This window comes from Kitasatospora sp. NPDC041988, from assembly GCF_055588525.1.
Genome location: NZ_JBVJCO010000022.1, coordinates 37,939 through 51,571 on the forward strand (window position 1 = coordinate 37,939; position 13,633 = coordinate 51,571).

Genomic DNA, 13,633 nt, shown 5'->3' on the forward strand with positions numbered 1-13,633 from the left:
TCGTGCGTACCCGCCTGCTCGGCATTCTGATCGCGCTGATGCTCTGCGTCCTGGCCGCCCTCGGGCTGCCGCTCGCCGCGGCGGTCGCGGCCGCCGAGCAGAGCCGGGTGGTGGTCGACCGGCTCGACGACGCGGCCCGGTTCGCCCAGGACCTGCCCACCTCGGGCGTCTCCGCCCTGGACTCCGCCCTCAAGGGCGACCTGGAGCCCGCGCCCGGCGACCTCAGCCGCCGCCACGCGCTGGACGCCGAGGTGGCGCGCTACCACGAGCTGTACGGCGTCCGGCTCGGCATCTTCCAGCGTGACGGCGTCCCGATCGCCACCGCCCCGGCGGACTGGCGGGTGCCGGTCGCCGGCTGGGGCGAGCAGGCCTTCCAGGAGGCGCTGGACGGGCGGCGCAGCCACAACCCGCCGCAGGTCTGGCCGTGGACCTCCGACCGGACGCTGACCATCGCCACGCCGGTGGTCCGGGACGGCGACGTGGTCGCGGTGGTGCTCAGCGAGTCCCCGACCGGCGCGCTGCGCACCCGCATACTGCACCGCTGGCTGGTGATCGGGGCCGGCGAGGCCGCCGCCATGATCGTCGCGGTGCTGCTCGCCGTCCGGCTCACCGAGTGGGTGCTGCGCCCCGTCCGGACCTTGGACCGGGCCACCCACGACATCGCCACCGGCCGGATGAACGCCCGGGTGGCGCCCGGCGGCGGCCCGCCCGAACTCCAGCGCCTGGCCCGCTCGTTCAACGAGATGGCCGACCACGTGGTGCTCGCCCTGGACCAGCAGAAGGCCTTCGTCGCGGACGCCTCGCACCAGCTGCGCAACCCGCTGGCGGCGCTGCTGCTGCGGGTCGAGGTACTGGGCCTTGAGCTGCCCGAAGGCCACGACGAGGAGCTCGGCAGGGTCCGCGAGGAGGGCGTCCGCCTCGCCCGGGTGCTGGACGACCTGCTCGGGCTGGCCACCGCCGAACACGCCCGCCCGGAGCCCGAACCGACCGACCTGGCCGCGCTCACCCTGGCCCGGGCGGACGCCTGGCGGCCGGTGGCGGAGCAGCACGCGATCGAGCTCGGCTGGGAGGGGCCGGCACTGGCGCTCGGCATGGCCGACCCGATCGGCTTCGGCAGCGCGCTGGACGCGGTGATCGACAACGCGCTCAAGTTCGGCCCGGCCGGCAGCCGGGTGCGGGTGCTGGTCGCGGTGCGGCGCAGCGAGGTCGCGGTGACCGTCTCGGACGCCGGGCCCGGTCTCGCCGAGGAGGAGCTGGCCCGGGCCGGCGACCGGTTCTGGCGCAGCGCGCGGCATCAGAACGTGGACGGCTCCGGCCTCGGCCTCTCCATCGCCCGGACCCTCCTCCAGGCCGCCGGCGGCTCGCTCACCTTCGCGCCGGTGCAGCCGACCGGTCTCGCGGTGACCCTGGCGGTGCCGCGGGCGGAGAAGCCCCGCAAGGGCCAGGGCGGCACTTCCTAGGGCTTCACCGAGCGGTAGTAGCGCGCCGCGCCCTCGTGCAGCGGGAGCGGGTCGGTGTAGACGGCGGTGCGCAGGTCGACCAGCTGGGCGGCGTGCACCTCGGAGCCGATCTGGTCGCGGCTGTCAATCACCGCCCGGGTCATGCCCTGGACCAGGTCGGTGTCCACGTCGTCCCGGGTGATCAGCAGGTTGGGCACGGCCACGGTGGCGACGGCCTCCTTGGGCTCCGCGTTCGGGTAGGTGCCCTTGGGCATGGTGGCCGCCCGGTAGGCGTCGGTACCGCCGCCCTCGACCCGGTGGACGGCCTCGGCGAGGTCGCCGAGCGGCACGATCCTGATCTTGAACTGTTCGGAGAGGCCGGTGAGCGCGCCGGTCGGCAGCCCGCCGGACCAGAAGAAGGCGTCCAGCTTGCCCTCGCGCAGCCGCTCGGCGGCGTCGCCGACGCCGAGCATGGCCGGGCGGATGTCGCGGTCCGGGTCGAGCCCGGCCGAGGAGAGCAGCCGCCGGGTCACCAGGTTCACCCCGGACAGGGGCTGGCCGACGCCGACCCGCAGGCCCTTCAGGTCGGCCGTCCGGTGCACCGGTGAGGAGGCGGGCACCACCAGCTGGAGGTAGTCGTCGTAGAGCCGGGCGATCGCCCGCAGTCGGTCCTTGCCGGGCCCGGAGTACTGGGCGACGGCGTCGGCGGTGGCGATCGCGAAGTCGTCCTGGCCGCTGGTCACCCGGGCCAGGTTGTCGATCGAGCCCTCCGAGTTGTCCAGCTGCAGCCGCACCCCCGGCATCGCCTTGCCGACGTGGGCCTCCAGCAGCTGCCCGTACCGGTCGTAGACCCCGCCCCGCACGCCGGTCGCGAAGCCCACGGCCCCGCGCGGGTAGTCCGGGGATCGGCCGGCCGAGAGCCACCAGCCGCCGAGGGCCGCCGCCACCAGCACCAGGGCCAGCACCGCCCGCCAGAGCGGGCTGCGCGCCGCCGCGCGGAGGGTTGCGCCGACTCGGGGCGCGGAGCTGGGGGCCATGGAGGGATAGTGCCAGGCGCGCGCACCGAACGGGAGGGGCGGACGCGCGGCGGTGGCCGTGGACGGGTGGGGACCGGTGGGGAAAAGCGTTTCGCGGCTGCCCGTACCCTGGTCTGGTGAGCGGTGAGAGCGGATTGAAGAGCTACAAGGTCGTGACCTACGGCTGCCAGATGAACGTCCACGACTCCGAGCGGCTGTCGGGCCTGCTGGAGGACGCCGGATACGTGAAGGCCGGGCAGGAGGGCGACCCGGACCTGGTCGTGTTCAACACCTGCGCGGTGCGCGAGAACGCCGACAACAAGCTGTACGGCAACCTCGGGCAGCTGGCGCCGGTCAAGAGCCGCCACAAGGGCATGCAGATCGCCGTCGGCGGCTGCCTGGCCCAGAAGGACCGCGACACCATCGTCAAGAAGGCCCCCTGGGTCGACGTGGTGTTCGGCACCCACAACATCGGGCACCTGCCCGCGCTGCTGGAGCGTGCCGCGGTCGAGCGCAGGGCCCAGGTCGAGATCCTGGAGTCGCTGGAGACCTTCCCCTCCACCCTGCCCACCCGCCGTGAGTCCGCGTACGCCGCGTGGGTGGCCATCTCGGTCGGCTGCAACAACACCTGCACCTTCTGCATCGTCCCCGCGCTGCGTGGCAAGGAGGAGGACCGCCGCCCCGGCGACGTCCTCGCCGAGATCGAGGCGCTGGTCGGCGAGGGCGTCATCGAGGTCACCCTGCTCGGCCAGAACGTCAACGCCTACGGCTCCGACCTGGGCGACCGCGAGGCCTTCTCCAAGCTGCTGCGCGCCGCCGGGCAGATCGAGGGCCTGGAGCGGATCCGCTTCACCTCGCCGCACCCGCGCGACTTCACCGACGACGTGATCGCCGCGATGGCCGAGACCCCGAACGTGATGCACCAGCTGCACATGCCGCTGCAGTCCGGCTCGGACACCGTGCTCAAGGCGATGCGCCGCTCGTACCGGCAGGAGCGCTTCCTCGGCATCATCCGAAAGGTGCGCGAGGCGATGCCGGACGCCGCGATCTCCACCGACATCATCGTGGGCTTCCCCGGCGAGACCGAGGAGGACTTCGAGCAGACCATGCACACGGTCCGCGAGGCCCGCTTCACCAACGCCTTCACCTTCCAGTACTCCAAGCGCCCCGGGACCCCGGCCGCCGAGATGGAGGACCAGGTGCCGAAGGCCGTCGTGCAGGCCCGCTACGACCGGCTGATCGCGCTCCAGGAGGAGATCTCCTGGGAGGAGAACAAGAAGCAGGTCGGCCGCACCCTGGAGATCCTGGTCGCCGAGGGCGAGGGCAAGAAGGACGACAAGACCGACCGGCTCTCCGGCCGCGCCCCCGACAACCGGCTGGTCCACTTCACCCGGCCGTCGGAGCCCGTCCGCCCCGGCGACACGGTCACGGTGGAGATCACCTACGCCGCCCCGCACCACCTGCTGGCCGAGGGCCCGGCGCTCGCGGTGCGCCGCACCCGGGCGGGTGACGCCTGGGAGAAGCGCCAGGCCAAGCCCGCCGCCAAGCCGGCCGGAGTGATGCTCGGGCTGCCGGGCATCGGCGCCCCGGCCGTGCTGCCGTCGGCCGCCCCGGCGGGCGGCTGCTGCGGCGACTGACCGCTGTTCACCGGGCGGCCCGGTGGGAGCTCCTGCTCCCGCCGGGCCGCTGTCGTTCTTCGTTAGAGTGATCCGCATGCTGGTTGCCGCCGCCGTCTGCCCCTGCCCGCCGCTGCTCGTCCCGGAGGTCGCCGCCGGGGCGGCCGCCGAGCTGGAGCCGCTGCGCGCGGCCTGCGACGAGGCGCTGGCCGCGCTGCTCGCGGCCGGGCCGGAGCTGGTCGTGGTGGTCGGCACCGGGCCGGAGGCCGAGGTGTGGACCGAGGGCGGGGCCGGTTCCTTCCACCGCTACGGGGTGCCGCTGGTGGCCAAGCTGCCGGCCGGCCGGGTCGAGGGCCCGGAGCTGGCGCCCTCGCTGACCGTCGGCGCCTGGCTGCTGGAGCGGGCCGGGGCGACCCTGCCGACGCACGCCTGCGCGGTGCCCGCCGACGCGCCCGCCGACCGGATGCTGGGCCTCGGCCAGGGCCTGGCCGGGCTGGCCGACCGGGTGGGGCTGCTGGTCATGGGCGACGGCAGCGCCTGCCGCTCACTGAAGGCGCCGGGCTACCTGGACGACCGGGCCGAGGGCTTCGACGCGGCGCTCGCCGACGCGCTGGGCTCGGCGGACCTGGCCGCCCTGGCCGCCCTGGACGCGGGCCTGGCCGCCGAGCTGAAGGCCGAGGGCCGCGCCCCCTGGCAGGTGCTGGCCGGCGCCGCCGAGGGCGCCGGCCTCTCCGCGCGCCTGGGCTACCAGGACGCGCCGTACGGGGTCGGGTACCTCGTGGCGTCCTGGAACTGACTCGGAGCTGACGGGGAGCCGACCCGGAGGCCTGCTCGGGAGGCCGGGCTCAGGGAGTCGGGCTCAGGGGGTCGGGCTCTGCCCGTCGCCGGGAGTGCCGGGGGTGCCGGGGGTGGTGCCGTGGCCCGGGTCCTTGGGCTTGTGGGCGAAGTCGTCGACCGCGCCCTTGGCCCTGCTGGTGCCGTGCTCGATCTTCTCGCTGTACTTGCCCTTGGTGGCCTTGTCGATGGCGCCACCGGCCTTGTCGACCGCGTGCTCGATCTGGTCGCTGTGCTTGCCGGCCAGCTCGCTGGCCTTCTCCTTGAGCTCCTCGGCCTTGCCCTTGAGGTTGTCCATCAGACCCATGGCGTTCTCACCGTTCCTCTCTGTGTCCTGCTCAACGTCTCTCGCGGCCGAACCGTTCTCAACCGGGAAAATGGGCGGAAACGGTCATATCATCGCTCAATGGGATCGGCCGGGCGGGGAGGTCTCCGGCGGGGCGGCGGTTTTGCGAGACTGGTCCGGTGAGCAGCTCCAGCGCCGTCCAGTCCGGCCCCGTCCAGCCCCGTGCCGCCGTGCCCCGCGTGGCCCGACCCCCCGTGGTCTGCGTGGTGGGCGCGACCGCCGCCGGCAAGTCCGACCTGGCCGTCGCCCTCGCCCACAGCCTCGGCGGCGAGGTGATCAACACCGACTCGATGCAGCTCTACCGGGGCATGGACATCGGCACCGCCAAGCTCACGCTCGACGAGCGCGGCGGCATCCCGCACCACCTGCTGGACATCTGGGACGTCACCGAGACCGCGTCCGTCGCCGAGTACCAGCGGCTCGCCCGGGCCGAGATCGACCGGCTGCTCGCGGCCGGCCGCACCCCCGTCCTGGTCGGCGGCTCCGGGCTGTACGTCCGGGCGGCGATCGACGAGATGGAGTTCCCCGGCACCGACCCGGCGGTCCGGGCCCGGCTGGAGGCCGAACTCGACCAGGCCGGCCCGTACGCGCTGCACCAGCGGCTCGCGGAGCTCGACCCGGCCGCCGCCGCGGCGATCCTGACCGGCAACGGACGGCGGATCGTCCGGGCGCTGGAGGTCATCGAGATCACCGGGCAGCCGTTCACCGCCAACCTGCCGAGCAACACCGCCGTCTACGACGCGGTGCAGATCGGCGTCGCGGTACCCCGGCCCGAGCTGGACGAGCGGATCACCCTGCGGGTCGACCGGATGTGGGAGGCCGGCCTGCCGGACGAGGTGCGGGAGCTGGAGAAGCTCGGCCTGCGCGAGGGGAGGACCGCCTCCCGGGCGCTCGGTTACCAGCAGGTACTCGACCACTTCGCCGGCGAGTGCACCGAGGACGAGGCGCGGGCCGAAACCGTCCGCGCCACCAAGCGGTTCGCCCGCCGTCAGGAGTCCTGGTTCCGCCGCGACGACCGCATCCACTGGCTCTCCCGCCCGGCCGGCGCGGACCCCGCCGAGCTGCTCGCCCGCTCGCTGGAGCTGATCGGCCGTCAGGAATCGGCCCTGTCGTAGGCGGTATCCGGCCATTCCGGCGGTGCACTTGCGCGCGCAGGTGGGCGTGCAGGAAGAACCCGCGGTTACGGCCGGATCACGTGATGGCCACGGATCACCCGATGACCCCGGTCAGGCCCGGAACGCCTCCCTGGACATGCCATCATCGAGGTCATAAGGGTCGGCCCGGGCGGGCCGACCGTGCCCGGCCGCGAGTCCGCACTCGTGTCGAACTGTCAGGGGAGGCCGCGTGTCGACGGGTACCGGCCCCGAAACCGGCCAGAGCGGGATCACCACCGCACAGGCCGACGACCTCGACGCGTCGACCATGCCGGATCTGCCCGTGCTGACCGGCCTCGACGGGCCCACCTCCTACGCGGTCGCGCTGCCCGCGCTGGACACCAGCGCCCCTGCCGGTGCGGTGCACGAGCGGGAGATCCGCCCGCGCCGCCGGCTGCGCTGGTGGCAGACGCTGCCGATAGCGCTGCTGGCCACCGCCGGCTCGCTGATGTTCGCCTTCCCGCTGGCCTTCGGCTCGGCCGGGGCCGGTTCGGCGATGGTCGGGATGCTCGGGCTGCTGCTCACCGCGGCCTCGGTCGGCTGGGGCGCGATGGCCGCCCGGCACGCCGGGTACAAGTGGCCGGGCCTGCCGCGCCGCGGCTCCGGCCAGCGGGCCGGGTGGAAGGCGATCGTGATCTACACCCTGATCGTGCTGGCCGCCTGCGCGCTCGCCCTGTGGCGGGTCGTCCACCTGCGCTGACCTGCGCCGGACCTGCACCGACCTGCGCCGGACCTGCACCGACCTGCGCCGGACCTGCACCGACCTGCGCCGGACCTGCACCGACCTGCGCCGGCGGACGCCGTCCGGCTGGTGGTCCGCCCGGCCGGCCGGGCCGGCGGCTCAGTATCATCGGCAGCGTGAGCGACACCTCCCAGCAGTCGGCCGGCCTGTCCTTCCTCAAGGGGCACGGCACCCAGAACGACTTCGTCATCGTGCCCGACCCGGACGGCAAGCTGGCGATCGGCCCCGAGGCCGTCGCCCTGCTGTGCGACCGCCGGGCCGGCATCGGCGCCGACGGTCTGCTGCGCGTGGTGCGCTCGGCCGCCGACCCGGCCGCGGCCGACCAGGCCGACCGGGCCGAGTGGTTCATGGACTACCGCAACGCCGACGGCTCGATCGCCGAGATGTGCGGCAACGGCGTCCGGGTCTTCGCCCGCTACCTGGTCGAGGCCGGCTTGGCCGAGCCGGGCGAGGTGGCCATCGCCACCCGGGCCGGCGTACGGACGGCCCGGGTCGCCGAGGACGCCGAGGACGGCACCCCCGGCGAGGTCACCGTCGACATGGGGCGCGCGCTGCTGCCCGGCCCGGACGGGATCGAGGTCACGGTCGGCGGGCGCAGCTGGCCGGCCCGCAACGTCAACATGGGCAACCCGCACGCGGTCGCCTTCGTCGAGAGCCTGGACCACGCCGGCGACCTGTACAGCGCGCCGCTCACCAGCCCCGCGGGCGCCTACCCCGAGGGCGTCAACGTCGAGTTCGTGGTGGACCGCGGGCCGCGGCACGTCGCGATGCGGGTGCACGAGCGCGGCTCCGGCGAGACCCGCTCCTGCGGCACCGGCGCCTGCGCCGTCGCGGTGGCCACCGCCCGCCGGGACGGCGCCGATCCGGCGGTCACCGGCGAGGCCGTCACCTACACCGTGGACCTGCCCGGCGGCCGGGTGCTGATCACCGAGCACCCGGACGGACGGGTGGAGATGACCGGCCCGGCGGTGATCGTGGCCCGCGGCGAGCTCGACCCGCGGTGGCTGGCGACCGTCCAGGCCGCCCGAGGCTGACGGGCGCGGGCGGTTTGCCCATTTCGTGCAGCGACGAATCCCCCCGTTCGGGTGATCCGGCTCACGGACGGGAAGCAGGGCATCGCGGAACGTGCTCTGCTCGGTAGCATGGATCACCGGGTCGAGCGCCCCTCGGAGGGGAGCAGCCGGTGACGCTGCCGGAGGTGCCGACGATGACCATCGAAGCCGGGCAGCCCCTTGCGGGGCAGCCGACGTCCGCACGGCAAACCGGGCCCAAGCGGCCCCTGGGGGGGTTAGGGCGGGCCGCACTCGGCCGGGCCGGGCGCGCCGCGCTGCTGGCCACCGGCCGCACGCCGGTGCCCGACGCCCTCGAACCGCTCGTCCAGGCCCACCGCCGGCACCACCCGCAGGCCGACCTCGGCCTGCTCGGCCGCGCCTACCGGCTGGCCGAGGCCAGCCACCGCGGGCAGAAACGCAAGAGCGGCGAGCCGTACATCACCCACCCGCTGGCCGTCACCATGATCCTGGCCCAACTCGGCGCCGGGACGACCACCTTGGTCTCCTCGCTGCTCCACGACACGGTCGAGGACACCGAGTTGACACTCGCTCAGGTCGGTGAGGAGTTCGGCCCCGAAGTCGCCTACCTGGTCGACGGGGTGACGAAGCTGGAGAAGGTCGACTTCGGCGCGGCCGCCGAGGCCGAGACCTTCCGCAAGATGCTGGTCGCCACCGGGGACGACGTCCGGGTGATGGTGATCAAGCTCGCCGACCGGCTGCACAACATGCGCACCATCCGGCACATGAGGCCGGCCAGCCAGGTCCGGATCGCCAAGGTCACCCGGGACGTGCTGATCCCGCTGGCCGAGCGGCTCGGCATCCAGGTGCTCAAGGCGGAGCTGGAGGACATCGTCTTCGCCACCCTCCACCCGGAGGAGTACGCCCGCGCGCGTGCCCTGCAGGTCGGCCACGAGGCCGAACCGGACGCCCTGCTCGAACCCTTCGCCCGGACGCTGGCCCGCCAGCTCGCCGAGGCCGGGGTGGCCGCCGAGGTCACCGTCCGCCCCCGGCACTGCGTATCGCTGCACCGGGTGCTGCTCAAGCGGGCCGCCGCGCCCGGCCCCGACGGGCGGCCGCAGGGGCCTCAGCCCGCCGACTTCGGACGGCTGCTGGTGGTGGTCGAGGAGAACGCGGACTGCTACGCCGTCCTCGGCGAGCTGCACACCTGCTGGACGCCGCTGCCCGGCGAGTTCAAGGACTTCGTGGCCGCCCCCAAGTTCAACCTGTACCAGTCGCTGCACACCGCGGTGGCGCTGGAGGGCGGCACGGTGGTCGAGGTGCTGGTCCGCACCCGGCGGATGCACGAGGTCGCGGAGACCGGCGTGGTCGCCCTCGGAGACCCCCGGCAGCCCGGGGCCGGCGGCGCCGACCAGGGCACGGACGAGCTGGACCGCACCGACCCGGCCCGGCCGGGCTGGCTCAGCCGGCTGCTGGAGTGGCAGCAGGAGACGCCCGACCCGGACGCCTTCTGGTCCGCGCTCACCGCCGACCTGGCCGGGGACCGCGAGATCACCGTCGTCACCGAGAGCGGGGAAACGCTTCAGCTGCGGGCCGGCGCCAGCTGTGTGGACGCCGCCTACCTGCTCGGCGAGGAGACCGGCCACCGATGTATCGGCGCCCGGGTCAACGGCCGGCTCGCCTCGCTCTCCACCGTCCTCCAGGACGGCGACCGACTGGCCATCCTCACCGAGCAGGGGGACCCGGCCGCCCACCCCTCGGGACCCGCGCCCGAGTGGCTGGCCCACGCCCGCACCCCGGCCGCCCGGCTGGCCATCGAACGATGGCTGGCCGACCACCCGGCGCGGCTCCCGGTGGTTCGCACCGGCCCCTCGGCCGGCCAGCCGGCGCCGCCCGCGCACCGGGCCGCCGAGCGCGGTGCCGCCCCGGTGGCGGTGGCCGGCCGGCCCGGGGCGCCGGTCCGGCTGGCTCGCTGCTGCACCCCGGTGCCGCCGGACGAGGTCAGCGGCTTCGCGATCCGCGGCGGCGCCGTCGCCGTGCACCGCACCGGCTGCCCGGCGGGCGAGCGGATGCGGGCGGACGGGCGCGGCGTGCTGGAGATCCACTGGCAGCCGGACGGCACGCCGCCCTCCGGCTACCGGGCCACCCTGCGGGCCGAGGCGCTCAACCGGCCCCGGCTGCTGGCCGACCTCACCGCGGCGATCTCGGGGGAGGGTGTCGGCATCGTCTCGGCCGAGGTCGAGCCGCCGCAGGAGCTGCGGGTGCGGCACACCTACACCGTCGAGCTGCCCGAGCCGGCCGCGCTGGCCGCGGTGATGCGGGCGATGCTGCGGGTCTCCGGGGTGTACGACGTGAGCCGCCCGCACGCCCCGGCGGGCGGCGGCGGCGCGCGGCCCCGGGCGGGGGAGGCGGAGCCCGCGGCCGAGGGCGGCCCGGCAATCGAGGGCGGGCCGGCGGACGGCCCGGTCTCCGGACCGGAAAATGGGGATGCCCCGGCCGCACCGGGCGTGCGAACATCGTGGGGAATTCACGGCCGGTCCGCGGCGTTCACGGGGCACTGAGAGAATTGCCTGTGTGGGGCCGCGGTCCCGAGGGGTAGCTCACATCTCGCCCGAGCGGTAGACGGGGCGGCAGCTGGGCAGACTCCGGGTGTGACCGTCGGTACGGTCACGCAGACAGGCCTCCCGTACCAGCCAGCCAAAGGACAGAATGACCTCCACGTTCGAAGCCCGCGACCACGCCGACGCCCCGCGCCGCCTTGACGGTCTGCGGGCGGAAGCCCTCATGGACGAGGACCTCGCGGCCATCGACGAGGACCTCGGCCACCACTACGACGGCGACCAGTACGACCGCAGCGAGCGTGCCGCCCTGCGCCGGGTCGCCGGCCTCTCCACCGAACTCGAAGACGTCACCGAGGTCGAGTACCGCCAGCTCCGCCTGGAGCGCGTGGTGCTCGTCGGCGTCTGGACCGACGGCACTCTGGAGGAGGCGGAGAACTCCATGGCGGAGCTCGCCGCGCTCGCCGAGACGGCCGGCTCCCAGGTGCTGGACGGCGTCATCCAGCGCCGTGACAAGCCCGACGCCGCCACCTACATCGGCTCCGGCAAGGCGAAGGAGCTGCGGGACATCGTCGCGGCCACCGGCGCCGACACCGTGGTCTGCGACGGTGAGCTCACCCCGGGCCAGCTGATCCACCTGGAAGACGTGGTCAAGGTCAAGGTCGTCGACCGGACGGCCCTGATCCTGGACATCTTCGCCCAGCACGCCAAGTCCCGTGAGGGCAAGGCGCAGGTCTCGCTCGCGCAGATGCAGTACATGCTGCCGCGGCTGCGAGGCTGGGGTCAGTCGCTCTCCCGGCAGATGGGTGGTGGTGGCTCCGGCTCGTCCGGCGGCGGCATGGCCACCCGTGGTCCCGGTGAGACCAAGATCGAGACCGACCGGCGCCGGATCCGCGAGAAGATGGCGAAGCTCCGCCGGGAGATCGCCGAGATGAAGAAGGGCCGCGACACCAAGCGCCAGGAGCGCAAGCGCCACCAGGTGCCGTCCGTGGCCATCGCCGGCTACACCAACGCCGGCAAGTCCTCCCTGCTCAACCGGCTCACCGGCGCGGGCGTCCTGGTGGAGAACGCGCTGTTCGCCACCCTGGACCCGACCGTGCGCCGGGCGCAGACCCCGAGCGGCCGGCTCTACACGCTGGCCGACACCGTCGGCTTCGTCCGGCACCTGCCGCACCACCTGGTCGAGGCGTTCCGCTCCACCATGGAGGAGGTCGCCGACGCCGACCTCATCCTGCACGTGGTGGACGGCTCGCACCCCGAGCCGGAGACGCAGCTGGCCGCCGTCCGCGAGGTCATCGTCTCGGTCGACGCGCAGAACGTGCCGGAGGTCGTGGTGATCAACAAGGCCGACGCGGCCGACCCGCACGTGCTCCAGCGCCTGCTGCGCCGCGAGCCGCACGCCATCGTGGTGTCGGCCCGCACCGGGCTGGGCATGGCGGAGCTGCTGAAGCTCATCGACGACGAGCTGCCGCGGCCGGCGGTCGAGGTGCAGGCGCTCGTCCCGTACACCCACGGTGGCCTGGTCTCCCGGGTGCACGCCGAGGGTGAGCTGATCTCGACCGAGCACACCGCGGAGGGCACGCTGCTGCACGCCAAGGTGCAGGCCGAGCTGGCCGCCGAGCTGGAGCGCTTCTCGGTCGCGCTGCAGGGCTGAGGCTCCGCAGGGTTGAGCAGTACGCCGACGGCCCCGCTCTCCGTTCAGGAGACCGGGGCCGTCGGCGTTGCCGCAAGGCCTACTTCGCGTTCTTGGAGAAGTAGTCGAAGGCCTGCCGCGCCTGCTCCTGGAGCGAGGGGCCGGCCATGTACTCGGACGGGTTGCGGTTGCCGATCGAGTTGACGCTGATCAGGTTCGGCTTGCCGTCCTTGGTGATGAACCAGCCGCCGCCGCTGGAGCCGCCGGTCATGGTGCACCCGATCACGTACATCGGCGGGCGGGCCGGGTCGAAGGAGAGCTTGACCGGCCGGATCGCGGAGTCGCAGTGGTTGAGCTCCATGCCGTCGAACGGCCGCTCGGCGGGGTAGCCGTAGGAGAAGGCCGAGGTGATCTGCTCGCGCGGGGCGTTGAACCAGACCGGGATCGAGCTGCCGACCGTCTCCTCCAGCGACTTGCCGGAGCCGTTCTCGTTGCGGACCCGGATGATCCCGTAGTCGTACTGGGAGTTGGGGCCGACGCCGTTCTCCTTCACCCAGGTCGGCGAGACCAGCGCGCGGACCGCCGTCCACCGCCCGTACGGGGAGACCTGCTGCTCGCTGTACTGCTTGCCCCGGCTGGCCTGGCCGTCCCGGTTGTAGCCGGGGACGAAGGTGATGTCCTTCAGCCAGGTGCCGCCCTTGCCGTCGTGCAGGCAGTGCGCGGCGGTGTAGACGAGGTTGCTCCGGCCCGGGTTGGCCGGGTCGGATACCACGGTGCCGGAGCACATCGAGTCGCCCTCGGGCGCGGTCATGAAGATCTTGCCGACCACGGCCGTCGCCGGGCTGTACGGGTGCGGCTGCGGCTTGGCGGGGATGGCGGCCGGCGGGGTGTCCCGCTCGACCGTGCTGCCGGCCGCCGTGTGCGAGTACTCCGGGGTGGCCCGGCCCTTGGCGTTCTCCATCTTGGCGATCGACCAGAAGCCCTGGGCGACCTCGTTGACGAAGGCGTTGTCGCTGATGAACCTCGCCCAGTCGTCGAGCTTCCAGTTGGCCAGGTCCTGGAGGCTGCTGGGCAGTGCGGCACCCGGCTTGCCGGGCCCGGTGGCGGCGGCGGTCGCGGACGGCGTGCCCGCGGCCTCGTTGCTCTTCTCGTTGTCCGGCCCGCAGGCGGTCGCGGTGAGGGCGAGCGCGGCGAGCACGGCGGCTCCGGCCGTCGCGGCCCGGCGGCCGGGCCCGGCCGTGGTGATCGGTGGCATGGTGATCTCTCCCCGTCGGTCGGTTCCTGC

The 13,633-nt window shown here is 73.9% G+C and carries 11 protein-coding genes; 8 read left to right on the forward strand and 3 right to left on the reverse strand.

Annotation, left to right across the window (positions count from 1 at the left end; genetic code table 11):
- Nucleotides 1-2: 2 nt before the first annotated feature.
- Nucleotides 3-1,460 carry a sensor histidine kinase gene (locus ACZ6NC_RS22270; RefSeq protein ID WP_465735332.1) on the forward strand — a complete coding sequence of 486 codons (1,458 nt, stop codon included), beginning with the start codon at nucleotides 3-5 and terminating at the stop codon, nucleotides 1,458-1,460.
- Here the strand turns inward: ACZ6NC_RS22270 and ACZ6NC_RS22275 are convergent.
- Nucleotides 1,457-2,476 (reverse strand): TAXI family TRAP transporter solute-binding subunit, encoded by a 1,020-nt coding sequence (locus ACZ6NC_RS22275; protein ID WP_465735334.1) that lies wholly within the window; start codon nucleotides 2,474-2,476, stop codon nucleotides 1,457-1,459. The two genes, ACZ6NC_RS22270 and ACZ6NC_RS22275, sit on opposite strands and share 4 nt — an antisense overlap.
- Nucleotides 2,477-2,592: 116 nt before the next feature.
- Between ACZ6NC_RS22275 and miaB the strand changes: the two genes are divergently transcribed.
- Entirely contained in the window at nucleotides 2,593-4,092 is a 1,500-nt protein-coding gene (miaB, locus tag ACZ6NC_RS22280) for a tRNA (N6-isopentenyl adenosine(37)-C2)-methylthiotransferase MiaB (protein WP_465735336.1), read from the forward strand.
- Nucleotides 4,093-4,168: 76 nt separating this feature from the next.
- Nucleotides 4,169-4,867 carry a class III extradiol ring-cleavage dioxygenase family protein gene (locus ACZ6NC_RS22285; protein WP_465735338.1) on the forward strand — a complete coding sequence of 233 codons (699 nt, stop codon included), beginning with the start codon at nucleotides 4,169-4,171 and terminating at the stop codon, nucleotides 4,865-4,867.
- A gap of 63 nt (nucleotides 4,868-4,930) precedes the next feature.
- Here ACZ6NC_RS22285 and ACZ6NC_RS22290 read toward each other — a convergent pair whose 3' ends face one another.
- Entirely contained in the window at nucleotides 4,931-5,212 is a 282-nt protein-coding gene (locus tag ACZ6NC_RS22290) for an antitoxin (protein ID WP_465735340.1), read from the reverse strand.
- Nucleotides 5,213-5,421: 209 nt separating this feature from the next.
- Between ACZ6NC_RS22290 and miaA the strand changes: the two genes are divergently transcribed.
- The 5 genes from miaA to hflX all read left to right on the forward strand — a co-directional run bounded on the left by miaA (nucleotide 5,422) and on the right by hflX (nucleotide 12,369).
- The gene (miaA, locus tag ACZ6NC_RS22295; protein WP_465735480.1) at nucleotides 5,422-6,366 is read left to right on the forward strand and encodes a tRNA (adenosine(37)-N6)-dimethylallyltransferase MiaA; all 945 of its coding nucleotides are present in this window, start codon (nucleotides 5,422-5,424) and stop codon (nucleotides 6,364-6,366) included.
- Between the two features lie 229 nt (nucleotides 6,367-6,595).
- Nucleotides 6,596-7,105, forward strand: coding sequence for a hypothetical protein (locus ACZ6NC_RS22300; protein ID WP_465735342.1), 510 nt, complete (start codon nucleotides 6,596-6,598; stop codon nucleotides 7,103-7,105).
- 158 nt (nucleotides 7,106-7,263) lie between these two features.
- Complete coding sequence (gene dapF / locus ACZ6NC_RS22305) at nucleotides 7,264-8,181, forward strand: diaminopimelate epimerase (RefSeq protein WP_465735344.1); 918 nt, start codon at nucleotides 7,264-7,266, stop codon at nucleotides 8,179-8,181.
- A gap of 173 nt (nucleotides 8,182-8,354) precedes the next feature.
- On the forward strand, nucleotides 8,355-10,718 hold the full coding sequence (locus ACZ6NC_RS22310; RefSeq protein ID WP_465735346.1) for a RelA/SpoT family protein: 2,364 nt from the start codon (nucleotides 8,355-8,357) through the stop codon (nucleotides 10,716-10,718).
- Nucleotides 10,719-10,866: 148 nt separating this feature from the next.
- Nucleotides 10,867-12,369 (forward strand): GTPase HflX, encoded by a 1,503-nt coding sequence (hflX, locus tag ACZ6NC_RS22315; protein ID WP_465735348.1) that lies wholly within the window; start codon nucleotides 10,867-10,869, stop codon nucleotides 12,367-12,369.
- Between the two features lie 79 nt (nucleotides 12,370-12,448).
- Here hflX and ACZ6NC_RS22320 read toward each other — a convergent pair whose 3' ends face one another.
- On the reverse strand, nucleotides 12,449-13,603 hold the full coding sequence (locus ACZ6NC_RS22320; protein WP_465735350.1) for a trypsin-like serine peptidase: 1,155 nt from the start codon (nucleotides 13,601-13,603) through the stop codon (nucleotides 12,449-12,451).
- Nucleotides 13,604-13,633: the final 30 nt, after the last annotated feature.